This window comes from Lysobacter terrae, from assembly GCF_054782215.1.
On sequence record NZ_BAAGSX010000002.1, the window covers coordinates 134927 to 158295 of the forward strand.

22 protein-coding genes are annotated in these 23369 nt (G+C 66.4%); 10 read left to right on the forward strand and 12 right to left on the reverse strand.

The features are described from left to right. Positions 1 to 31: 31 nt before the first annotated feature. Complete coding sequence (gene glmS, locus ACYVJ8_RS08580; protein WP_460711343.1) at positions 32 to 1873, reverse strand: glutamine--fructose-6-phosphate transaminase (isomerizing); 1842 nt, start codon at positions 1871 to 1873, stop codon at positions 32 to 34. Between the two features lie 257 nt (positions 1874 to 2130). On the opposite strand from glmS, the gene ACYVJ8_RS08585 reads away from it, so the two are divergent. The 8 genes from ACYVJ8_RS08585 to ACYVJ8_RS08620 all read left to right on the forward strand — a co-directional run bounded on the left by ACYVJ8_RS08585 (position 2131) and on the right by ACYVJ8_RS08620 (position 9993). Continuing rightward, positions 2131 to 3426 carry an efflux RND transporter periplasmic adaptor subunit gene (locus tag ACYVJ8_RS08585; protein WP_460711345.1) on the forward strand — a complete coding sequence of 432 codons (1296 nt, stop codon included), beginning with the start codon at positions 2131 to 2133 and terminating at the stop codon, positions 3424 to 3426. A gap of 2 nt (positions 3427 to 3428) precedes the next feature. After that, entirely contained in the window at positions 3429 to 3689 is a 261-nt protein-coding gene (locus tag ACYVJ8_RS08590; RefSeq protein WP_460711347.1) for a hypothetical protein, read from the forward strand. A gap of 32 nt (positions 3690 to 3721) precedes the next feature. Further along, a complete protein-coding gene (locus tag ACYVJ8_RS08595) occupies positions 3722 to 3931 on the forward strand; it encodes a hypothetical protein (protein ID WP_460711349.1) in 210 nt (69 codons plus the stop codon). A gap of 43 nt (positions 3932 to 3974) precedes the next feature. Beyond that, positions 3975 to 4697 carry an ABC transporter ATP-binding protein gene (locus ACYVJ8_RS08600; protein ID WP_460711351.1) on the forward strand — a complete coding sequence of 241 codons (723 nt, stop codon included), beginning with the start codon at positions 3975 to 3977 and terminating at the stop codon, positions 4695 to 4697. A gap of 10 nt (positions 4698 to 4707) precedes the next feature. Next, complete coding sequence (locus ACYVJ8_RS08605) at positions 4708 to 6021, forward strand: ABC transporter permease (protein WP_460711353.1); 1314 nt, start codon at positions 4708 to 4710, stop codon at positions 6019 to 6021. Positions 6022 to 6029: 8 nt separating this feature from the next. Then, complete coding sequence (locus tag ACYVJ8_RS08610) at positions 6030 to 7253, forward strand: ABC transporter permease (protein WP_460711355.1); 1224 nt, start codon at positions 6030 to 6032, stop codon at positions 7251 to 7253. Between the two features lie 77 nt (positions 7254 to 7330). Continuing rightward, complete coding sequence (locus ACYVJ8_RS08615; protein WP_460711357.1) at positions 7331 to 8677, forward strand: sigma-54-dependent transcriptional regulator; 1347 nt, start codon at positions 7331 to 7333, stop codon at positions 8675 to 8677. Beyond that, a complete protein-coding gene (locus tag ACYVJ8_RS08620; protein WP_460711359.1) occupies positions 8674 to 9993 on the forward strand; it encodes a sensor histidine kinase in 1320 nt (439 codons plus the stop codon). The genes ACYVJ8_RS08615 and ACYVJ8_RS08620 overlap by 4 nt, the downstream gene beginning before the upstream one ends. A gap of 24 nt (positions 9994 to 10017) precedes the next feature. On the opposite strand, the gene glmU is transcribed toward ACYVJ8_RS08620, so the two are convergent. Then, positions 10018 to 11388 carry a bifunctional UDP-N-acetylglucosamine diphosphorylase/glucosamine-1-phosphate N-acetyltransferase GlmU gene (gene glmU / locus ACYVJ8_RS08625; RefSeq protein ID WP_460711361.1) on the reverse strand — a complete coding sequence of 457 codons (1371 nt, stop codon included), beginning with the start codon at positions 11386 to 11388 and terminating at the stop codon, positions 10018 to 10020. Between the two features lie 58 nt (positions 11389 to 11446). On the opposite strand from glmU, the gene ACYVJ8_RS08630 reads away from it, so the two are divergent. After that, positions 11447 to 13492, forward strand: coding sequence for a hypothetical protein (locus tag ACYVJ8_RS08630; RefSeq protein WP_460711363.1), 2046 nt, complete (start codon positions 11447 to 11449; stop codon positions 13490 to 13492). Next, entirely contained in the window at positions 13489 to 13872 is a 384-nt protein-coding gene (locus ACYVJ8_RS08635) for a GtrA family protein (RefSeq protein WP_460711365.1), read from the forward strand. Before ACYVJ8_RS08630 ends, ACYVJ8_RS08635 begins: the two co-directional genes overlap by 4 nt. 51 nt (positions 13873 to 13923) lie before the next feature. On the opposite strand, the gene ACYVJ8_RS08640 is transcribed toward ACYVJ8_RS08635, so the two are convergent. From ACYVJ8_RS08640 to lpdA, 10 genes are all read right to left on the reverse strand, one after another. Beyond that, on the reverse strand, positions 13924 to 14346 hold the full coding sequence (locus tag ACYVJ8_RS08640) for a F0F1 ATP synthase subunit epsilon (RefSeq protein WP_460711367.1): 423 nt from the start codon (positions 14344 to 14346) through the stop codon (positions 13924 to 13926). Between the two features lie 72 nt (positions 14347 to 14418). After that, positions 14419 to 15819 (reverse strand): F0F1 ATP synthase subunit beta, encoded by a 1401-nt coding sequence (gene atpD, locus ACYVJ8_RS08645; RefSeq protein ID WP_460711369.1) that lies wholly within the window; start codon positions 15817 to 15819, stop codon positions 14419 to 14421. Between the two features lie 50 nt (positions 15820 to 15869). After that, complete coding sequence (atpG, locus tag ACYVJ8_RS08650) at positions 15870 to 16733, reverse strand: F0F1 ATP synthase subunit gamma (protein ID WP_460711371.1); 864 nt, start codon at positions 16731 to 16733, stop codon at positions 15870 to 15872. An 80-nt stretch (positions 16734 to 16813) separates the two neighbouring features. After that, positions 16814 to 18364 carry a F0F1 ATP synthase subunit alpha gene (atpA, locus tag ACYVJ8_RS08655; RefSeq protein ID WP_460711373.1) on the reverse strand — a complete coding sequence of 517 codons (1551 nt, stop codon included), beginning with the start codon at positions 18362 to 18364 and terminating at the stop codon, positions 16814 to 16816. A 96-nt stretch (positions 18365 to 18460) separates the two neighbouring features. Beyond that, positions 18461 to 18988, reverse strand: coding sequence for a F0F1 ATP synthase subunit delta (locus ACYVJ8_RS08660; protein WP_460711375.1), 528 nt, complete (start codon positions 18986 to 18988; stop codon positions 18461 to 18463). 5 nt (positions 18989 to 18993) lie between these two features. Further along, positions 18994 to 19464 (reverse strand): F0F1 ATP synthase subunit B, encoded by a 471-nt coding sequence (locus tag ACYVJ8_RS08665; protein WP_460711377.1) that lies wholly within the window; start codon positions 19462 to 19464, stop codon positions 18994 to 18996. Between the two features lie 99 nt (positions 19465 to 19563). Further along, entirely contained in the window at positions 19564 to 19863 is a 300-nt protein-coding gene (gene atpE / locus ACYVJ8_RS08670) for a F0F1 ATP synthase subunit C (protein ID WP_460711379.1), read from the reverse strand. Between the two features lie 59 nt (positions 19864 to 19922). Continuing rightward, on the reverse strand, positions 19923 to 20753 hold the full coding sequence (gene atpB, locus ACYVJ8_RS08675) for a F0F1 ATP synthase subunit A (protein ID WP_460711381.1): 831 nt from the start codon (positions 20751 to 20753) through the stop codon (positions 19923 to 19925). Positions 20754 to 20763: 10 nt separating this feature from the next. Beyond that, positions 20764 to 21132: a hypothetical protein gene (locus ACYVJ8_RS08680; RefSeq protein WP_460711383.1), complete on the reverse strand. Its 369-nt coding sequence runs from the start codon at positions 21130 to 21132 to the stop codon at positions 20764 to 20766. Between the two features lie 401 nt (positions 21133 to 21533). Beyond that, the gene (lpdA, locus tag ACYVJ8_RS08685; RefSeq protein ID WP_460711384.1) at positions 21534 to 23333 is read right to left on the reverse strand and encodes a dihydrolipoyl dehydrogenase; all 1800 of its coding nucleotides are present in this window, start codon (positions 23331 to 23333) and stop codon (positions 21534 to 21536) included. Positions 23334 to 23369: the final 36 nt, after the last annotated feature.

Below are 23369 nucleotides of genomic sequence, written 5' to 3' on the forward strand. Positions count from 1 at the left end.
TCGACGACGGCGTTTCCGCCGCTGGCAGCGACTACTCCACCGTCACCGATTTGGCCAGATTGCGCGGCTTGTCCACGTCGGTACCGCGCGCGAGCGCGGCATGGTAAGCGAGCAATTGCACCGGAATCGCGTGCACGATCGGTGACAGCACGCCGACATGACGCGGGGTGCGGATCACGTGCACCTGCTCCGACTCTCCGAACTGACTGTCGGCGTCCGCGAAGACGAACATCTCGCCGCCGCGTGCGCGCACTTCCTGGATATTCGACTTCACCTTCTCCAGCAGGCTGTCGTTCGGCGCGATCACTACCACTGGCATCTCGCTATCGACCAGGGCAAGCGGACCATGCTTGAGTTCGCCGGCCGGGTAGGCCTCGGCGTGGATGTAGGAGATTTCCTTGAGCTTGAGCGCGCCTTCCAGCGCGATCGGGTAATGCATCCCACGGCCCAGGAACAGCGCGTGCTGTTTCGGCGCGAAGCGCTCCGACCAGGCGATGATCTGCGGTTCGAGATTGAGCGCGTGCTGCACGCTGCCGGGCAGCTGGCGCAGACAGTCGAGATATTCGGCTTCCTGCGCCGCGCTGAGGCGGCCGCGCAGTTTGGCGATGGTGCAGGTCAGCGTGAACAGCGCGACCAACTGCGTGGTGAACGCCTTGGTCGAAGCTACGCCGATCTCGGCGCCCGCGCGGGTGTAGTAGACGAGACGGCTGGCGCGCGGAATCGCGCTCTCAGGCACATTGCAGATCGATAGCGTCTTGTCGTGGCCGAGCGACTTGGCGTACTTCAGCGCCTCCATCGTGTCGAGGGTTTCGCCCGACTGGGAGATGGTGACGATCAGCTGCTTCGGATTCGCGACGACGCTGCGATAGCGGTACTCGCTGGCGATGTCGACCGCGCACGGCAGGCCCGTGATCGCTTCGATCCAGTAGCGCGCGGTCATGCCGGCATAGGAACTGGTGCCGCAGGCGATGATCTGCACGCCTTCGATGTCCGCCAGCACCGACTGCGCGTCGGTGCCGAACAGCTCGGGCGAGAAACCCCCGTTGTCCATCACCGCCTCGATGGTGTCGGCGATGGCGCGCGGCTGCTCGTGGATTTCCTTCTGCATGAAGTGGCGGTACGGGCCGAGCTCCAGCGAGGCCAGCGACACGTCCGACACGTGCACGTCGCGTTCGATCGCGCGGCCTTCGCCGTCGAAGATGCGGACCGACTCGCGCCTGACATCGGCGGTATCGCCTTCCTCCAGGAAGATCACCCGGCGCGTGGCCTGCACGATCGCGGACACGTCGCTGGCGACGAAGTTCTCGCCCTCCCCCAGGCCGACCAGCAGCGGGCAGCCCATGCGCGCCGCGACCAGGCGTCCCGGCTCCTGCCGGCTCACCACTGCCAGTGCATACGCGCCGTGCAGCTCGCGCACGGTGTGCTGCAACGCGCTCAGCAGGTCGTCGCCACCCTTGAGGTGATGATGAATCAGATGCGCGATGACTTCGGTATCGGTCTGCGATTCGAAGACGTAGCCGAGCTGGCGCAGCCGCTCGCGCTGTTCCTCGTGGTTCTCGATGATGCCGTTGTGCACCAGCGCCACGCCGTGGCTGATGTGCGGATGCGCGTTCGCTTCAGTCACGCCGCCATGCGTCGCCCAGCGGGTGTGGCCGATGCCGAGGCGCGCGCTGAAATGTTCGGCCTGGGCGGCGCTTTCCATCTCGGCGACGCGGCCGGTGCGGCGCACGCGGCGTACGTCGCTGGCGCTGCCTTCACTGTCGACGACCGCGATGCCGGCGGAGTCGTAACCGCGGTATTCCAGGCGCTTGAGCCCTTCGATCAGGATGGGAACGACGTCGCGATTGGCGATTGCACCAACAATTCCGCACATAGGCCGGGGGAATTCCGCTGAAGAGAGACGGCAGTTTACCGCCACCGCCGTACATGGCTTCGTGGTCGGCGCCGCATCACAGCCAACGCATTCATGGTGCCGATCCGGCCTGCCGGTCCGGCTGTCCGCCGTCCGCCCGGACACGACCGGCCGCTGTCCGGACACGCTGTCGGCTGCGCAATATCCATATAAATCAATAAATTATGGTTGGCACGCGTTCTGCTTGAAGAGAGCAGCATCCCTCTTCTGACGCCCACATGAGCATCCGCGACACCTCCGCCCAGGACCGGCCCCTTCACGGCGACACCGCCGCCTCCGCACGCCGGCTTTCTCCGAGCCGCCGCCGGATGCTGTATGCCGGCGCCAGCGCCGCCGCGCTGGTCATGGTGATGGGTTGGCTGCTGTCCGGCTGGACGGCCGGCGCCCGCTCCTTCGACGCCTCGCGCCTGCGCATCGCCACGGTCACCCGTGGTGACCTGGTCCGCGACATCTCCGCCGACGGCCGCGTGATCGCCGCCAACAGCCCGACCCTGTACGCCATCGCCGGCGGCACGGTCACGCTGAAGGTCGTGGCCGGCGACAAGGTCAAGAAGGACCAGCCGCTCGCGGACATCGACAGCCCCGAGCTGCGCAGCAAGCTTGCTCAGGAACAGGCCACCCTCGCCGGCCTGGAAGCCGAGGCCAGCCGCGCCGCACTCGATGCGCAAATGACGCGTTCCTCCGCGCGCAAGCTGCTCGACCAGGCGCAGATCGACCGCCAGGCCGCGCAGCGCGACCTGGAACGCAATCAGCGCGCCTTTGAAGGCGGCGCCGTAGCGCAGATCGACGTCGCGCGCGCCCAGGACGCACTGAAGAAGGCCGATCTGGGCCTGTCCAGCGCCCGCAATGAATTCGGCCTGCTCGGTCAGGGCGCCGGACTGGACATGCGCAACAAGCGCCTGCTCGCCGATCGCCAGCGCGCCGTCGTCAGCGAACTCCAGCGCCAGGTCGATGCGTTGACCCTGCGCGCGCCGTTCGAAGGCCAGGTCGGCCAGGTGATGGTTGCGCAGCGCCAGAACGTCGCGATCAACGCGCCAGTGCTGAGCGTCGTCGATCTGGGCGTGTTCGAAGTCGAGATCAAGGTTCCCGAGAGCTTCGCGCGCGATCTCGCCATCGGCATGCCCGCACAGGTCACCGGCTCGACCGGCACGCTCGCGGCGGAAATCTCCGCGGTATCGCCGGAAGTGGTGAACGGCGAAGTCACCGGTCGCCTGCGCTTCAAGACCCAGCAACCGCCCGGCCTGCGCCAGAACCAGCGCCTGAGCGTGCGCATCCTGCTCGACACGCGCCGCAACGTGCTCATGGTCGAACGCGGTCCGTTCCTGGAACAGGGCGGCGGCAACAGCGCTTACGTGATGGATGGCAGCAGCGCGGTGAAGCGCAGCGTCCGCACCGGCGTCAGCAGCCTCGGCGCGGTCGAGATTCTCGGCGGCGCGAATGAAGGCGATCGCATCGTGGTATCCGGCGCCGACGGCTTCGGCGACTCCGAAAAAGTCCGCATCACGGGAGAATGATCATGAGCACGATGACCCCATCGAAGCCGGTCAAGCACACCAAGCCGGCCTACCCCTCGCACAGCTTTCCGCGGAACTGGTCCGCGCTGGATCTGGCCGATGCCGTGCCGCTGCGCCTCTCCGAGTGCATTGGGCTGGGCCTGGTCGAATTCGCGAACGCGCCGATCGCCGCCAACAGTCCCTTCGCCCTTCGCGCCGCGCGCAAGTGGCGCCGCCATTACCTGCGCAGCGCCGAACTGCCTGCGTTCGTCCGCGTTCGCTGATGCCCACCTCTACCCCATATAGGAGTTCCCCCATGAACACCCGTCCCTCCTCCACGCAGCCGCCGTCTCCGCAATGGTCTTCGCAGGACCTCGTCGACGCCGTGCCGCAACGACTGTCCGATCTGATCTCGCCGGAGCTGTTGCGCTTCCCCGATCTGCACGCCGCCAACGGCGTCGCCCTGTCGCCGTGGGCCTTCGACTGGCGCCGCCGCGACGACTTCAACGCCTTCCGCGTGCGCTGAGCACGGCCCCGCTAAAAATCATCACGAGAACAAGGAACCCGCCATGCTGCACATGCAAGCCGTCACCAAGGTCTACCGCACCGAACTCGTCGAAACCCACGCCCTGCGTTCGCTCGACCTGCATGTGCGCGAAGGCGAGTTCGTCGCCGTCACCGGGCCTTCGGGTTCGGGCAAGACGACCTTCCTCAACATCGCCGGCCTGCTCGAGGAATTCACCGGCGGCACCTACACGCTGGACGGCCAGGACGTGCGCGGCCTGTCGGACGATGCGCGCAGCAAGCTGCGCAATCACAAGATCGGTTTCATTTTCCAGAGCTTCAACCTGATTCCGGACCTCAACCTGTTCGACAACGTCGACGTGCCGCTGCGCTACCGCGGCTTCGGCGCCGCCGAACGCAAGCAGCGCATCGAAAAGGCGCTGGCGCAGGTCGGCCTGGGCTCGCGCATGAAGCACTACCCGGCCGAGCTCTCCGGCGGCCAGCAACAGCGCGCGGCGATCGCGCGCGCGCTCGCCGGTACGCCGCGCCTGCTGCTCGCCGACGAACCCACAGGCAACCTCGACTCGCAGATGGCCCGCGGCGTGATGGAACTTCTGGAGGAGATCAACGCCGCGGGAACGACCATCGTGATGGTCACCCACGACCCGGAACTGGCCGCGCGCGCACAACGCAACGTGCATATCGTCGACGGCATGGCGACCGACATTTCCGTCGAGTCGAGCCTGCTGCGCGCCCGCAACCTGGCCGCCACCATCGAATCGAACTGAGGCCGCGACCATGATCGGCTACTACTTCAATCTCGCCCTGCGCAGCTTCAGGCGCAACAAGGTGCTGACCGCGCTGATGGTCCTGGCAATAGCGCTGGGAATCGGCGCATCCATGACCACGCTCACCGTCTACCACGTCCTCTCCGGCGATCCGTTGCCCGGCAAGAGCCAGACCCTGTTCTATCCGCAGATCGATCCGGAGACCAAGGAGGGCTACCACCCGGGCGAAGATCCGCCGAACCAGCTCACCCGCCTCGATGCCGAGAATCTGCTCAAGGCCAAGCGTGCCGACCGCCAGGCGCTGATGACCGGCGGCGGCGTGGCCGTGCAGCCGCAGCGTGCGGACCTGCTGCCGTTTTCCGCGGACGCGCGCTACACCAGCGCGGACTTCTTCCCCATGTTCGACGTGCCGTTCCTCTACGGCAGTGGCTGGAACGAAGCCGCGGATGAAGCGCACGCACGCGACGCCGTGATTTCCAAGGCGCTGAACGAGAAGGTCTTCGGCGGCGGCAACAGCGTCGGCAAGACGCTGCGCCTGGACGGCAACGACTTCCGCGTCGTCGGCGTGCTCGACAGCTGGCGGCCGGTGCCGAAGTTCTACGACCTCAACACCAGCCGTCACGGCTACGGCGAGGCCGAGCAGGTGTACCTGCCGTTCACCACGTCGCGCGATCTGGACCTCGGCCGCAACGGCAACATGAACTGCTTCGACAACCGCGCCGACGGCGTGAGCCCCACCGACGTGGGCGCGCCCTGCGTGTGGATCCAGTTCTGGGTGCAATTGAACACGCCGCAGAAGGCGCAGGAATACCAGGCCTTCCTCGAGAACTACTCCGACCAGCAGCGCGCCGCCGGCCGCTTCCAGCGTCCCAACAACGTGCGGCTGCTCGACCTGATGGGCCTGCTGCGGCACTACAAGGTCGTGCCGGACGACGTGAACCTGCAGATGTGGCTGGCGTTCGGCTTCCTGCTGGTGTGCCTGCTCAACACCGTCGGCCTGCTGCTGGCGAAGTTCATGCGCCGCTCGGCGGAGATCGGCGTGCGCCGCGCGCTGGGCGCCTCGCGCGCCGCGATCTTCGCCCAGTGCCTGATCGAAGCGGTGTCGGTCGGCCTGGTCGGCGGCGTGCTCGGACTCGGCCTGGCGGTGCTCGGTCTGTGGGCCGTGCGCCAGCAGCCGGTGGAACACGCTTCGCTCGCGCATCTAGACCCGACGATGCTCGCGACGACCTTCGTCCTCGCCCTGGTCGCCAGCGTGTTCGCCGGTGCCCTGCCCGCATGGCGCGCGTGCCAGGTCACGCCCGCCATCCAGCTCAAGACTCAGTGAGGCCCGCCATGGATATCCGTCCCATCCTCTCCACGCTGCGCCGGCACAAGACGGCCGCCGCACTGATCGTGCTCGAGATCGCGCTCAGCTGCGCCATCATCTGCAACGCCGTGTTCCTGATCCGCGAGCGCATCGCCCGCATCGACATGCCCAGCGGCGTGGCCGAGAAGGAAGCGGTGATCGTCAACCTCACCGGCATCGGCACTAACCAGAACTCGGCGGCACTCACTCGCGAGGATCTCGCCGCGCTGCGCGCCATTCCCGGCGTCACCGCTGCGGCCGCGACCAACGAAGTCCCGTTCGGCAATTCGTCCTGGAACAGCGGCATCACCCTGTCGCCGGATCAGACCGAGTCCACCCTCAACGCCACCACCTACATGGATAGCGGCGAATTGAGCCAGGCACTGGGCGTCAAGCTGATCGCCGGCCGCGCATTCAATGCGGACGAATTCAGCGACTACGATGCGAACAAGGGCTTCGAGACTACGGGCTCTGGCGTAGCGATCATTTCCAAGGCGGTCGCCGACAAGCTGTACCCGGGCAAGAGCGCGGTGGGCCAGACGTTCTACTTCGGCGACGACAAGCCGATGACCGTGGTCGGCGTCGTCGATGCGCTGGTGCGTCCATCCTTCGCGGCCAAGGACATGATCCCGGCCCAATCGGTGCTGCTGCCGGTGCGCATGCCTTACGACGTAGGCGGCTACTACGTGCTGCGCACTACGCCCGAGCAGCGCGAACGCGTGCTCAAGGACGCGGTCAAAGCGCTGGAGAAGAACAGCCCCAATCGCATCGTGCTCGACCACAAGACGCAGGAGCAATATCGCGACGAGTTCTTCCAGCAGGACCGCTCGATGGTCTGGCTGCTGATCGCGGTGTGCATCGCGCTGCTGGTGGTAACTGCGCTGGGCATCGTCGGCCTGGCCAGCTTCTGGGTGCAGCAGCGCACCAAGCAGATCGGTGTTCGTCGTGCGCTGGGTGCGACGCGCGGCCAGGTGCTGCGCTACTTCCAGACCGAGAACTTCCTGCTCGCCACGGTCGGCATCGTGATCGGCATGATCGGCGCGTTCGGCATCAACCAGCTGCTGATGAGCGCCTACGAACTGCCGCGCCTGCCCGCGCTGTATCTGCCGGTCGGTGCGTTGGTGCTGTGGGGGTTGGGCCAGCTGTCGGTGCTGGGGCCCGCGCGGCGTGCCGCCGCGGTTCCGCCTGCGGTCGCCACCCGTACGGTCTGAACCTACCAACCGATCCTCCCCATCCTCTGCGATCATGGGCGCGCGCCTCACCGCCGCGCCTGCCATCGACTGCCTGCATGCCGACCATCCTCGTCATCGACGACAACCCGTCCGTCGCCACTGCGCTGGAAACGCTGTTCTCGCTGCACGACATCGATACCCGTGCTGTGACCACGCCGGCTGAAGGGCTAGCGCTTCTCTCGCGCGAACCCTTCGACCTGGTCGTGCAGGACATGAACTTCCATGCCGACACCACGTCCGGCGAGGAAGGCGTCGAACTGTTCGCGCAGATCCGCGCCGCGCATCCCGACCTGCCGGTGATCCTGCTGACCGCGTGGACGCATCTGGAATCCGCAGTCGATCTGGTGAAGGCCGGCGCCGCCGACTACCTCGCCAAGCCTTGGGATGACCGCAAACTGCTGGCGACGGTAAACAACCTGCTGGAGCTGTCGAAGGCGCGGCAGGAACTCGCACGCCATCGCAACAGCGGCCGCCGCCGTCGCGATGCGCTGGAGCGCGAGTTCGACCTGCGTGGCCTGGTCTACGCCGACCCTGCGAGCGAAGCCGCGCTGTCCCTGGCCTGCCAGGTCGCACGCTCGGAGCTGCCGGTGTTGCTTACCGGCCCCAACGGCGCGGGCAAGGAGAAGTACGCGGAAATCATCCACGCCAATTCGTCGGTCAAGCAGGGCCCCTTCGTCGCGCTCAACTGCGGAGCGTTGCCGGGCGAGCTGATCGAGGCGGAGCTGTTCGGCGCCGAAGCCGGTGCCTACACCGGCGCCAATCGCGCACGCGAAGGCAAGTTCGAAGCCGCCGACGGCGGCACGTTGTTTCTGGACGAGATCGGCACGCTGCCGCTGGCCGGCCAGGTCAAACTGCTGCGAGTGCTCGAAACCGGTCGTTTCGAGCGCCTCGGCGGCAATCGCGAACGCTCGGTCAAGGTACGCGTGATCAGCGCGACCAATGCCGACCTGGCGGCGCTGATCGCCACCGGCCAGTTCCGCGAGGATCTGTATTACCGCCTCAATGCCATCGAAGTGCGCCTGGTTCCGCTCGCGCAGCGCGCCGACGACATCGTGCCGCTCGCGCGGCATTTCCTCCCCGCAGGCAAACAACTCGATGCCGACGCCGAGCAGGCGCTGCTGGCGCACAACTGGCCCGGCAACGTGCGCGAGCTGCGCAACACGATCCAGCGCGCGTCGCTGTTGGCTCGCGGGGAGAAGATCGGTGTGAGCGATCTGGGCCTGCCCGCCGCACCGGTGCGCGCCGTCGCGGCCGGCAACGGCGGCGACGAACCCGACCGAGCGACTATCGAGGCCGCATTGGCGCGGGCCGGTGGCGTCGTTGCCCAGGCAGCGACCGAATTGGGGCTATCGCGCCAGGCGCTGTATCGCCGTCTGGAACGGTTGGGAATCGACCGCGCATGAACCGCTGGCTGCAACGCCTGCCGCTGAGTCTCGTGTTCGCCGCGATCGCGCTGGCGTACATGGCGGCGGCCGTTGCCATCGCCCTGCTCCTGTCGCATTGGTTCGCCAATCCGTGGGTGTCGGGCGGCATCGCGATCGCGGTGCTCGTGCCTCTACTCGTCTACCACGTGCGCCGTGCGTTCGCGCCGATGAACTCGCTGTTCCGCGCGCTCGCGGGCACGGTCGCCAGTTATCGCGACGGCGACTTCGCCTTCGGCCTGTCCTGGCGCGGCGGTGGCGATCTGGGCCAACTCGTCGCCAGCCACAACGAATTGGGCGATGCCTTGCGCGAACAGCGCCTCGCCCTGGTACAGCGCGAGCTGCTGCTGGACACGATGGTGCAGAACACGCCCGTGGCGATGCTGCTGGTCGATCCGGCGCGGCGCATCGTCCTGGGCAACATCGCCGCACGCAAGCTGCTGGGCGAGGGCCGTCGACTGGAAGGGCTCGCCTTCGACCAACTGCTGGCGCAGGCGCCCGATGCGATGCGCGAAGCCTTCGAGCGCGGCGGCGACGGCATGTTTACCGTCGGCGACGTCGACAACGAAGACATTTATCACCTCGCGCGCCGCAATTTCCGCCTGAACGGCCGCCGTCATGAGTTGGTGCTGCTGCGCCAGCTGACCGCGGAGCTGCGCCGCCAGGAAGTGCAGACCTGGAAGAAGGTGATCCGCGTGATCAGCCACGAGCTCAACAACTCGCTGGCGCCGATCGCCTCGCTCGCGCATTCGGGCGCGGAACTGCTGCGCCGCGGCCAACTCGAGCGCCTGCCCACGGCGCTGTCGACGATCGAAGAGCGTGCGCGCCACCTGGAAGGCTTCATCCGCGACTACGCCCGCTTCGCCAAGATGCCCTCGCCGCGGCTGGAGTCGATCCCGTGGCCGCGCTTCGTCGCGCAACTGCGCGCGCAGGTCGATTTCGCCTATGACGGCCCGGAATCGCCCGACGCCATCGCGCGCATCGACGTCGCCCAGTTGGAGCAGGCGCTGATCAATCTACTGAAGAACGCGCACGAATCCGGATCGGAGCCCGAAGACGTCACCCTGTCGCTGCGCCGCCTGCCCGAGGCCTGGCGCGTCGACGTGCTCGATCGCGGCACCGGCATGAACGATGCGGTGCTCGCCAATGCCTTGCTGCCGTTCTATTCGACCAAGCGCCACGGTACCGGCCTGGGCCTGGCGCTGGCGCGCGAGATCGCCGAAGCGCACGGCGGCCGCATCGCCTTGCTCAACCGCGAAGGCGGCGGGCTGTGCGTGTCGCTGGTGTTGCCGGCGTAACGGCGGACCGAAGCCCGCCCGACATCATTTCGGCTTCTTGATCGGACGCTGCCAGCCGTCGATCGACATCTGCTTGCCGCGCGCGATGCTGAGCTTGTCGGCCGGCGCATCCTTGGTGATCACCGAGCCCGCGCCGATGGTGGCGTTGCGCCCGATCGTCACCGGCGCCACCAGCGAGGAGTTGGAACCGATGAAGGCGCCATCCTCGATGGTCGTCGTCGACTTGTTCACGCCGTCGTAGTTGCAGGTGATCGTGCCGGCGCCGACGTTGACGCCGCTGCCGATCACGGCGTCGCCGAGATAAGTGAGGTGGTTCGCCTTGCTCGAGACGCCCAGCCTGGCGTTCTTGGTCTCGACGAAGTTGCCGACGTGCACGCCATCGGCCAGTACGGTGCCAGGACGCAGACGCGCGAAGGGGCCGATCAGTGCCGCGCCTTCGACCACGACGCCGTCGAGATCGCAGTGCGCGCGCACTTCGGTGCCGGGGCCGAGCTTGACGTCCTTCAGCCGGCAAAACGGGCCGATGCGGACGCCGTCGGCGAGCGTGACCTCGCCTTCGAAGACGACGTCGGCATCGATCTCCACATCCATGCCGACGCTGACGCGGCCGCGGATATCCAAGCGCGCCGGGTCGGCTACGCGCGCACCCTGCAGGCACAGCGCGCGCACCTTGCGTTTCTGGAAGGCGCGCTCGAGCTGCGCCAGCTGCCAGGGATCGTTCGCGCCTTCGGTTTCGATCGGATCGGCGACGTGCACCATCTCCGCCGCGTCGAATTCGGTCGACGCCGAGGCGAAGACGTCGGTGAGGTAGAACTCACCCTGCGCGTTGTCGTTGCGCAGATGCTCCAGCCAGCGACGCAGCGGCTCGCCGTCGGCGACGATGATGCCGGTGTTGACGGTCTTGATCTCGCGCTGGTCTTCGTCCGCGTCCTTGTGTTCGACGATGCGGCCGACGCGGCCTTCGGGATCGCGCAGCACGCGGCCGTAGCCGGTGGGGTCGTGGAGATCGGCGACGAGCACGGCAATGCGGCCCGTTGCCGCCAGCAGGCGCTGCAGGGTTTCCGCCGTGATCAGCGGCACATCGCCGTACAGCACCAGCACGCGCGCATCGCTCGGGATGTTGGGTATCGCCTGTTGCACGGCGTGGCCGGTGCCCAGCTGTTGCGCCTGTTCGGCCCACAGCAGATCGGTCTGGTCGGCGAACGCCGCGCGTACGGCTTCGCCGCCATGGCCATAGACGACGTGGATGCCGGCAGGATCGAGCGCCCTTGCGCTGTCGATGACGTGCGCGAGCATGGGACGGCCTGCGATCTTCTGCAGCACCTTGGGCAAGGTGGACTTCATGCGCTTGCCCTCGCCCGCGGCGAGGATGACGACGTGCAGGGGAGCCGGCATGTGAATTCCGTGCAAGGGGACGTACGACCATTTTAGGACGCACTGCTAGCATGCCGCGATGACTGTCGACGCGTCGCCTTCCCTGACCGACCCTCTGGCCGATTCTGTCGGCAAGCCCCAGACCCAACCCTGGCAGCGCGTCTTGCCGTGGCTGGGCGTGCCGCTGTGCATCTGGGGACTGGCGAGCACCGGCATCCTCGCGCAATGGCGGCCCGGCCGCTTCGCCGACTTGATCGTGCTGGCATTGGCAAGCCTGGCGGTGGCGGCGCTGTTGCGACGCCTGCTGCGATGGCGCATGGCCACCGCGCTGGCGTTGGTCTGGCTGGCGGCGCTGGTGGCCTTCGCCGGTGCGCTGCCCAGCGCCGCCACGCTTCTGCTCGCCCTGGCGACCTGGGCGATCGGGGATGCGCTGGATCGCAATGCGCCCTTGGCGCTGCGCATCGCGGCCGGTCTGACGCTGTGCGGCGGTTTGCTCGGCTGGTTGCTGCCGCTGGCGCTGCATTACCGCCCCGTGTATCTCGTCGCGGCCCTGACGCTGGTCGCCTGGCGTTGGCGGCGCCTGCGCGACACCGGTCGCGAACTCGCGCGGTCCTGGCAGCATGCGATCGATCCGGCGCCACGCGTCGCTGCTTTCGCCGTGCTCGCGTTGGGTCTGGCCAGCACCGCCTGTTGGCTGCCCACGCTGCAGGCCGACGATGTCGTCTATCACCTGCGCCTGCCCTGGCAGTTGCTGGAAGCGCACCGGTATCCGCTCGATCCCAGCCTGCACATCTGGTCGCTCGCGCCATGGCTGGGCGATGTGTTGCAAGCCGTGCCGCAAGTGATCGCGGGCGCGGAGGCGCGTGGCCCGCTCAATCTGCTGTGGATCGCGCTGGCGGCCGCCGGCGTGTGGCGTGTCGCCGTGGCGCTTCAAGGCAATGCGCGCAGCGCCTGGCTGGCCGTCGCGCTGTACGCCAGCCTGCCGCTGACGGCGGCGCTGGCCGGCGGCATGCAGACGGAAACACCGACCGCGGCGTTGCTCGTGTGGCTGGCGTGGAGCGTGCTCGATCGCGATGCCGCAGGACTGCGGCGCCTTTGGCTTGGTGCGTTGCTGCTCGGCGGGCTGTTCGCGCTGAAACTCGCCGCCGCGGCGTCCGGCCTGCTGTTGCTGGCGTGGGTGGGCTGGCGACACCGACACGACCGGCCTTCGCTGCTCACCATTGCGATGGCCGCATGCGCGACGCTGGCGATCGCCAGTTCCAGTTACGTCTACGCGGCAGTGACTGCGCACAATCCATTTTTGCCTCTGTTCAACGCCTGGTTCCAGTCGCCGTACTTCGATGCGGTGAACTTCGACGATCCGCGCTGGCATGCCGGCGTCGACATGGCGCTGCCCTGGAACCTGACTTTCCACACCGAGCGCTATCTCGAAGCCTTTGCCGGCGGCGGCGGTTTCGTGCTCGTCGCGCTGGCAGGGGCGTGGGTGCTGGCGCTGTCGAACCGGCGCACGGCGTCGCTGACGATCGTGGCGACGCTGCTGCTGCTCGCACCGATGTTGCCGATGCAATACCTGCGTTACGCGTTTCCCGCGATCGTGGTGCTGCTGCCGGCCCTCGTCGTTGCGGCGAGTCGCGTCGATCCACGGCGCGCCGCTTGGCTGATCACCGCGGTATGCGTACTCAACCTCGCCTTCCAGGCCAACAGCTTCTGGCTGCTGCGCGTGGGCGCAGTAAAGGCAACGGTGCTCGCGGCGGGACGCGACGCGCCGGTGTTCGACGAATGGGTGCCCGAACGCAGCTTGATCGCGGCACTGCGCCCGACCGCGTGGGGCCAGGTGCTCGCGCTGGACCCCGGCCGCCCCTACGTCGCCGAAATGGGCCTGCGCGGCCGCAGCGTTTCCTACTACGACCGCTCGCTGCAACGCGCGGCGACGCTCGCCGATGGCAAGGCCGATGGCTCGGATTGGGCCGCGTTGTTCCATCGCGAAGGCATCTCCGACGTGCTGCTGCGTCCCTCGGTAGCCACGCCGGCACAGCGTGCCGGATTGCTCCAAGCCGGCGCACGGCGCGAGCGCGTGCAAGGCGACATCGAGTGGTGGCGCATTCCGCAGGAGCGCACGCCATGAGTCTGCTGCGTCAGGGCAGTCACTATGTCGCTATCGGCTTGCTGCAATACGTCGTGGACTGGGGCGCGATGGTCGCGCTCAGCCATTACGGCGTGCCGGTGGAAATCGCCAACGTCGCCGGGCGCGTCAGCGGTGCCGTGCTCGGCTTCTGGCTCAACGGGCGCATCACCTTCGCCAGCGAGAACAGCCGGCTCGGCCCGCAGCAACTGCAGCGCTTCGTACTGCTGTGGCTGGTGATGACGGCGCTGAGCACGTGGGCGATCGGCGGCGTGGCGGATATCGGCGGGCTTCGCTGGGCATGGATAGCGAAGCCGGCGGTGGAGTTGCTGCTGGCCTGCATCAGCTTCGTGGTGTCGCGCCACTGGGTCTACAGGCACTAAAAACAAAAACGCCGGCACGAAGCCGGCGTTTTTGCATCGCAGCTACGCTGCTCAGTGCTTCATGTTCTTGCGCAGACGCTCCAGCGCCTGCAGCTGCGCCAGGCTCATCGCCAGCTGCGCTTCGGCCTCTTCGGCGCTCATCTTCGGATCCTTCTTGGCCAGGATGCGCTCGGCTTCTTCCTTGGCCTTGCGGACCGCGGCTTCGTCGATGTCCTGCGCGCGGATCGCGGTGTCGGCCAGCACGGTCACGACCTGCGGCTGCACTTCGAGGATGCCGCCGGAGACGGCGAAGTCCAACTGCTCGCCGCCCGGCAGGGTCACGATGACCTTGCCCGGCTTCAGGCGCGTGATCAACGGCGCGTGGCGCGGCGCGATGCCGAGTTCGCCCAGTTCGCCCGTGGCGACCAGGAGTTCGGCTTCACCGTGGAAGATTTCGTCTTCGGCGCTGACGATGTCGCAACGGAAGGTGGTCATGTGTCTCTCGTTTCGTCGGGCGGGTGCTACTACTCGTAAGGCGGGCCGAGACCCGCCTTACGGCCGTCGCCGTTAGGCGGCGATCTTCTTGGCCTTCTCGACCGCTTCTTCGATCGAACCGACCATGTAGAACGCCTGCTCCGGCAGGTGGTCGTATTCGCCGTCGACGATGCCCTTGAAGCCGCGGATCGTGTCCTTCAGCGAGACGTACTTGCCCGGCGAGCCGGTGAACACTTCGGCCACGTGGAACGGCTGGCTGAAGAAGCGCTCGATCTTGCGCGCGCGGGCCACGGCCAGCTTGTCTTCTTCCGACAGCTCGTCCATGCCCAGGATCGCGATGATGTCCTTCAGTTCCTTGTACTTCTGCAGCGTGGCCTGGACGCGGCGCGCGGTGTCGTAGTGCTCGTTGCCGATCACGTTCGGATCGAGCTGGCGCGAGGTCGAATCCAGCGGGTCCACCGCCGGGTAGATACCCAGCGAAGCGATCTGGCGCGACAACACGACGGTGGCGTCGAGGTGCGCGAAGGTCGTCGCCGGCGACGGGTCGGTCAGGTCGTCCGCAGGCACGTACACGGCCTGGATCGAGGTGATCGAACCGGTCTTGGTCGAGGTGATGCGTTCCTGCAGGACGCCCATTTCCTCGGCCAGGGTCGGCTGGTAACCCACCGCCGACGGCATACGGCCCAGCAGCGCCGACACTTCGGTACCGGCCAGCGTGTAGCGGTAGATGTTGTCGACGAACAGCAGCACGTCCTTACCCTTGCCCGACGCATCCTTCTCGTCGCGGAAGTACTCGGCCATGGTCAGGCCGGTCAGCGCGACGCGCAGACGGTTGCCCGGCGGCTCGTTCATCTGGCCGTACACCATCGCCACCTTGTCGAGGACGTTGGAGTCCTTCATCTCGTGGTAGAAGTCGTTGCCCTCGCGGGTACGCTCGCCCACGCCGGCGAACACGGACAGACCCGCGTGCGCCTTGGCGATGTTGTTGATGAGTTCCATCATGTTGACGGTCTTGCCCACGCCGGCGCCGCCGAACAGGCCGACCTTGCCGCCCTTGGCGAACGGGCACATCAGGTCGATGACCTTGATGCCGGTCTCGAGCAGATCGTTGGCCGAGGACTGCTCCTCGTACGACGGAGCGGCGCGATGGATTTCCCACGCGGCCGAGGCCTGCACCGGGCCGGCTTCGTCGATCGGGCGACCGAGCACGTCCATGATGCGACCGAGCGTGCCGGCGCCGACCGGCACCGAGATGCCCTTGCCGGTGTTGTCGGCGATCAGGTTGCGCTTGAGGCCGTCGGTGGAACCCAGCGCGATCGTGCGCACGACGCCATCGCCGAGCTGCTGCTGCACTTCCAGCGTGATCTCGGTGTTCTGCACCTTCAGTGCGTCGTACACCTTCGGCACGCTCTCGCGCGGGAACTCGACGTCGACGACCGCGCCGATGATCTGAACGATCTTGCCCTGGTTCATTGCCATAGCCTCTTGATAACTCTTGATTACTTGGTGGAAGCGCTGCGCGGTTAGACCGCTGCCGCGCCGCCGACGATTTCGGAGATTTCCTGGGTGATCGCCGCCTGACGGGCCTTGTTGTAGACCAGTTGCAGCGTGCCGATCAGCTTGGTGGCGTTGTCCGACGCCGACTTCATCGCGACCATGCGCGCGGCATGCTCGGAGGCGAGGTTTTCCAGCACCGCCTGGTACACGACCGACTCGATGTAGCGGGTCAGCACATGGTCGAGCACGGTCTTTTCGTTCGGCTCGTAGATGTAGTCCCAGTCGTGGTGCGCGACCTGCGCTTCCGCCGGCGGCACCGGCAGCAGCTGGTCGAACGTCGCGCGCTGGACCATCGTGTTGACGAAGTCGTTATAGGCCAGGAAAACCTTGTCGACCTTGCCCTCGGTATAAGCGTCGGTCATGGCCTTGATCACGCCCACCAGCTGTTCCAGGCGCGGCGTGTCGCCCAGGTGCGTGACCGTGGCGAGCATGCTGACCTTGACGCGACGGAAGAACACCGAGGCCTTCTGGCCGATGGTGACGACGTCGACCTCGACGCCCTGTTCCTGCCACTTGCGGATCTCGCCCAGCAGCTTGCGGAACATGTTGTTGTTGAGGCCGCCGGCCAGACCGCGGTCGGAGGACACGATCAGATAGCCGACGCGCTTGGTTTCCTTGCGCCCGACCAGGTAGGGATGCTGGTAGTCGGTGTTGGCCTGGGCCAGATGACCGATCACCTGCTTCATCGCGCGCGCGTACGGGCGCGATGACTTCATCCGATCCTGCGCCTTGCGGATCTTGGAGGCCGAGACCATCTCGAGCGCGCGCGTCACCTTGCGGGTGTTCTGCACGCTCTTGATCTTGGTTTTGATTTCGCGTCCGCCTGCCATCTTTCTTCTCGGTAGGGCGGGTTTTAAGCCGCCGTTTCGATCGTCTCGTCGCTAAGGCGGGTTGAAACCCGCCTATGCAATTACCAGGTGCCCGTAGCCTTGAACTCTTCGATGCCCTTCTTGAAGGTGGCTTCGATGTCGTCGTTCCAGTTGCCGGACTTGGCGATGTCGCCCATCAGCGCGCCCTGGGTGTTGGCGAAGTGCGCGTGCAGGCCGGCTTCGAAGGCGCCGATCTTGGCGACGGCGATGTCGTCCATGTAGCCCTTGTCGACGGCGTAGATCGACAGCGCCTGTTCGGCGATCGACATCGGCGCGTACTGCTTCTGCTTCATCAGCTCGGTGACGCGCTGGCCGCGCTCGAGCTGCTTGCGGGTGGCTTCGTCGAGGTCCGAGGCGAACTGCGCGAACGCAGCCAGCTCACGGTACTGGGCGAGCGCGATGCGGATGCCGCCCGACAGCTTCTTGATGATCTTGGTCTGGGCCGCACCACCGACGCGCGACACCGAGATACCGGCGTTCACGGCCGGGCGGATGCCGGCGTTGAACAGGTCGGTTTCCAGGAAGATCTGGCCGTCGGTGATCGAGATCACGTTGGTCGGCACGAACGCGGACACGTCGCCGGCCTGGGTTTCGATGATCGGCAGCGCGGTCAGCGAACCGGTCTTGCCCTTCACCGCACCGTTGGTGAACTTCTCGACGTACTCCTCGGAGACGCGCGCGGCACGCTCGAGCAGGCGGGAGTGCAGATAGAACACGTCGCCCGGGTAGGCTTCGCGGCCCGGCGGGCGGCGCAGCAGCAGCGAGATCTGACGGTAGGCCACGGCCTGCTTGGACAGATCGTCGTAGATGATCAGCGCGTCTTCGCCGCGGTCGCGGAAGTACTCGCCCATGGTGCAGCCCGAGTAGGCGGCGATGTACTGCATCGCGGCCGATTCGGAGGCCGAGGCGGCCACGACGGTCGTGTAGGCCATCGCGCCGTGCTCTTCCAGCTTGCGCACGATGTTGGCGATGGTCGAGTTCTTCTGGCCGATCGCAACGTAGATGCACTTAATGCCCGAGTGCTTCTGATTGATGATCGCGTCGATGGCCATCGCGGTCTTGCCGGTCTGGCGGTCGCCGATGATCAGCTCGCGCTGGCCGCGGCCGATCGGGATCATCGAGTCGACCGACTTGTAACCGGTCTGCACCGGCTGGTCGACCGACTTACGCCAGATCACGCCCGGCGCGATGGTTTCCACCGGGGCGGAGACCTTGGCGTCGATCGGACCCTTGCCGTCGATCGCTTCGCCCAGCGCGTTGACGACGCGGCCGAGCAATTCCGGACCGGTCGGCACTTCGAGGATGCGGCCGGTGGTCTTGGCGGTGTCGCCTTCGCGCAGGTGCTCGTAGTCGCCCAGGACCACGGCGCCGACCGAGTCGCGCTCCAGGTTCAGCGCCAGCGCGTAGGTGGCGTTGGGGAGTTCGATCATTTCGCCCTGCATCACGTCGGCGAGGCCGTGGATGCGCACGATGCCGTCGGACACCGAGGTGACGGTGCCTTCGTTGCGCGCTTCGGCGGCCAGCTTGACCTTCTCGATGCGGGTCTTGATCAGTTCGCTGATTTCGGACGGGTTGAGCTGCGTGGTAGCCATGGGTGGTTCCCTATGTGCCGGCGTTGCCGCCGACGATTGCAATGAAGTTGCTTTTAACTTCCCGCGATCCGCGCATGGCGCGGTTCGCGGATGGTCTTAATTCGCCAACGCGGACTGCAGGCGACCGAGCTTGCCCTTGAGCGAGCCATCGATCACCACGTCGCCGGCGTCGATCACGGCACCGCCGATCAGCGAAGCGTCGATCGCGGTCTCGATCTGCACGTCGCGGCCGAAGCGCTTCTTCAGCGCGGCCTTGATGCCCTCGAGTTCACCGTCGCCCAGCGCCGTCGCCGACGTCACGCGCGCCTTGACCACGCGCTCGGCTTCCGCGCGCAGCTCCTCGAACAGGCCGGCGATTTCCGGCAGCAGCGCGAGGCGGCGGTTGTCCGCCAGCAGGGCAAGGAAGTTGCGCATCGCATCGGAGGCGCCGTCGATCGCGAGCAGCGAGACCGCATCGGCATGCGTGAGACGCGGGCTGCCGAGCAGCTCGGCAACCTGCGGATCGGCGGCGACGCGCGCGGCGAGCGCAAGCGCGTTCGACCACGAAGCGTAGTCACTACCGTCCCGCGCAATGCCGAAGGCAGCGCGGGCGTAGGGACGTGCGAGGGTGAGGGCCTGGCTCATCGGTCTCAGATCTCGGCGGCGAGTTCGTCGAGCAGCGCCTTGTGGGCGTTGGCGTCGATCTCACGGCGCAGCAGCTTCTCGGCACCGGTCACGGCCAGGTTCGACACCTGCTTGCGCAGGTCTTCCTTGGCCCGATTGGCGGCGGCGACGATCTCGGCTTCGGCCACGGCCTTCTGGCGTGCGGCTTCGGCGATCGCGTCGTTCTTGGCCTGATCGATGATCTGATTGGCGCGCTGATGGGCCTGCTCGATGATCTCGTTGGCCTTGGCACGAGCCGCGCGCAGTTCGCCATCGGCGGTTTCCTGCGCCTGCGCGAGAGCGCGCTGGCTGTTGTCGGCCGCGGCCAGACCTTCGGCGATTTTCTTTTGGCGTTCTTCGAGCGCCGCGTTCAGCGGCGGCCAGATGAATTTCATCGTGAACCAAATCAGGATCACGAAGGAAAGCATCTGCCCGAAGATAGTCATGTTGATATTCACGACGCGTCCTCGACGGATTTCTTCAAACCGGCGCGACCAAAGTCGCGCCGGCAATTACTTCACGCCGCGCCCCATGCGGAGCGCAGCATGTCCGGCTACTTACTGGGCAGCAGCGACCGGAGCGGCAGCTTCAGCGCCCTTGACCGCGCTCAGCAGCGGGTTGGCGATGCCGAAGAACAGCGCCACGGCGAGGCCGATGATGAACGCCGCGTCGATCAGGCCGGCCAGCAGGAACATGCGGCCCTGCAGCACCGGGATCAGTTCCGGCTGACGGGCAGCGGATTCGAGGAACTTCGAACCCATGATGGCGATGCCCAAGCACGCGCCGAGGGCGCCGAGGCCGATGATGATGCCGATGGCGATGGCGGTCAGGCCCTGCACGTGTGCGATGAATTCCATGGTGTTCTCCAGCGATTGTCTAAGGGGTGAAGCGGTGGAAGGGGAAAACGGTGTCTTGCTTAGTGGCTTTCACGCGCACCGGCGATGTACACGACGGTGAGGATCATGAAGATGAAGGCCTGCAGCAGGATGATCAGGATGTGGAAGATGCCCCACGCCGTGTTGGCGATCACGCCCGGCAGGAAGGTCACCCAGCCCGCCATCAGGCCGGCGATGAGCATGAAGACCAGCTCGCCGCCGTACATGTTGCCGAACAATCGCATGGCCAGCGAAACCGGCTTGACCAGCCACTCGATGATGTTCATCACCAGGTTGATCGGGGCCAGCACGATGGCGCCGAAGCCGTGTGCATGGAACGGAGCGGTCAGCAGTTCCTTGCCGAAGCCCTTGCCGCCCTTGGCGGACCAGGCGTGGCCGATCAGGATGAGGAAGACGGTGGTCGACAGGCCGAGCGTGGTGTTGAGATCGGCGGTCGGAACGGCGCGGAAGAAGGTGTGATGAGCGGCTTCTTCGCCGCCGACCAGCTTGATCAGGATGCCAGGCAGGTCGAGCGGGAGCAGGTCCATGGTGTTCATGAACACGACCCACATGAAGATGGTCAGTGCCAGCGGCGTGACCGAGCGACGGTCGCCGTGGAACGTGTCGCGGACCTGGCCGTCGACGAATTCGAGGATCAGTTCGACGAAGGCCTGCGCCTTCGTCGGCACACCGGCGGTCGCCTTTCGCGCCGCGCGGCCGAACCACAGAACAAAGATCAGGCCTAGCGTGAGCGCGACGGCCCACGAGTCCCAGTTGAAATTGGAAGGATCGGCCGCAGCGCCAGGGACCGCCTGATTGTGAGTCAGGTGGTGCTGGATGTACTCGGTCAAACCGCCGCTAGATTCACTCACGAAACGACACCTATCGTCTGATCGAATTGGCCAGCACCAGGGCCAGCGTGACCGCAATGACGCCGGCCATCAGGGGTAAACCGGGGAGGTGAAACAGCTCCAGCGCGATCACGATTGCGACCAGCACCAGCAGCCACTTCAACACCATCCCCATCAGCAGCCGCGCGAACGCGACACCCGCCGGACTCACCCCGCCCCCCAACGCCACCGCCGCCGATACCCAGGCTGCCAGGGTGACCGCACCGCCGCCGACCAGTGCGGCCAGCATCGAGGGCAGTCCCTTGGCGAGGAAGGCCAGCGCCACCAGCACGGTGGCGACGGCCTGCCAGGCGATCGCTCGCTGCGCCAGCCGCCGGCCCGCGGCGATTGGATTCGACACGCGGCAGGCTCGGGAAGTGGGACAAATGGGGGCAGAAAGCGCCCTGCGAAGCCGCAAAAGTATAGCAGCGGGAACTTTTCCGCGGCAACCGCGAAAGGTCAGCGATCCGCCCCGCCCGGCCGCTTGGCGAACTGCCGACCGAACCCATGCAAAGCGCTGCGGAATCGACGAAAACCCGGATAAAAACGGGTTCGCCTGTTCACGGAACCTTTGCCGGACCCCCGGGTCCGACCCGTAGGCCTGCTCTTTCCTCGTCGACCCTGCAGGCCTGCGAAGCCCTGGTTCCGAGGCCGGGGCTTCGCCTTTTCAGGCCCCGCTCTTCACAGTCCGTCCCTTCTCCCCGCTTGCGGGGAGAAGGTGCCGAAGGCGGATGAGGGGGCGAGCGGAGCGAGCTGCTTCGCCTACTTCTTCTTCGGAATGTAGAGATCCGTGATCGTGCCTTCATACACCTCCGCGGCCATCCCAACCGACTCGCTCAAAGTCGGATGCGGATGGATGGTGTGGCCGATGTCGGCCGCTTCGCAGCCCATCTCGATGGCCAGCCCGAGTTCGGCGATGAGATCGCCCGCGTGCACGCCGACGATGCCGGCGCCGATGATGCGATGCGTGGCTTCGTCGAAGATGAGCTTGGTGAAGCCCTCGGTGCGGCCCAATCCGATCGCGCGGCCCGATGCGGCCCACGGGAATTTGCCTACGCCGACCTTCAGACCCTTGGTCTTCGCTTCGATTTCGGTCACGCCGACCCAGGCGATTTCCGGATCGGTGTAGGCCACCGACGGAATCACCCGCGCCACCCATTCCTTCTTTTCGCCGGCGGCGACTTCGGCGGCCAGCCTGCCCTCGTGCGTCGCCTTGTGCGCGAGCATCGGGTTACCGACGATGTCGCCGATGGCGAAGATGTGCGGCACGTTGGTGCGCATCTGCCGATCGACCGGAATGAAACCGCGATCGGTGACGTTCACGCCGGCCTTGTTCGCATCGATCTTGTTGCCGTTGGGCGCGCGGCCCACGGCGACGAGCACGCGATCGAACAACTGCGACTCGATCGTCGCGGGCTTGCCCGCCTCCGCGCTCTCGAAGGAAACCTTCAGGCCGTTCTTCTGCGCTTCGGTGCCGTTGGCCTTGGTGCGCAGGTGCACAGCGACGCCCTGCTTCTTCAGGCGATCGGCCAAGGGCTTGACCAGATCCAGATCCGCGCCCGGCATCAGCTGATCCATGAACTCGACGACGGTGACTTCCGAACCCAGCGCGCGGTACACCGTCGCCATTTCCAGGCCGATGATGCCGCCGCCGACGACCAACAACTTCTTCGGCACGTCGATGAGATCCAGCGCGTCGGTGGAATCCATCACGCGCTTGTCGTCCCACGGGAAGCCCGGCAGCTTCACCGCCTGCGAACCGGCGGCGATGATGCACTGCTCGAAGCGCACGAGCTGGGTGCCGTTCTTGCCGGTGACTTCGATTTCGTTCGGCGATACGAACTTGCCCACGCCTTCGAGCACGCGCACCTTGCGCTGCTTGGACATGCCGGTCAGGCCCTTGGTCAGGGAACCGACGACCTTGTCCTTGTACTCGCGCAACTTGTCGAGGGTGATCTTCGGCTTGCCGAAGTCGATGCCGTAATCGCTGGCGTGCGCCGCCTCGTCAATCACGGCGGCCGCGTGCAACAGCGCCTTCGACGGAATGCAGCCGACGTTGAGGCAGACGCCGCCGAGCGTGGCGTAGCGTTCGACCAGCACGGTGTCGAGGCCGAGATCGGCCGAGCGAAATGCAGCGCTGTAACCGCCGGGGCCGGAACCGAGCACGAGCATGCGGCATTCGACGTCGGCCTTGCGCCCGCTCGCCGCCGCGGCTTGCGGCGCCTTGGCGGGTGCTGCGGCGGCAGACGGCGCCGCCGCGGGTGCAGGTTGCGGTGCGGCGGCGGGTGCCGGCTTGGGCGCAGGCGTGGCTGCAGCGCCGGCTTCTTCGCTTTCGACAATGGCGACGACGCTGCCTTCCGAAAGCTTGTCGCCCACCTTCACCTTCAACTCGACGATGCGGCCCGCGGCAGACGCCGGCACTTCCATCGTCGCCTTGTCCGATTCGAGCGTGACCAGGCCCTGGTCCTTCTTCACCGTGTCGCGCACGGCGACGAGCACTTCAATCACCGGCACGTCGTCGTAACCGCCGATATCGGGAACCTTGACTTCGATGTTGGCCATGGCCGCTTCCGTTCAATACGTGGACCGCGGGCAGCC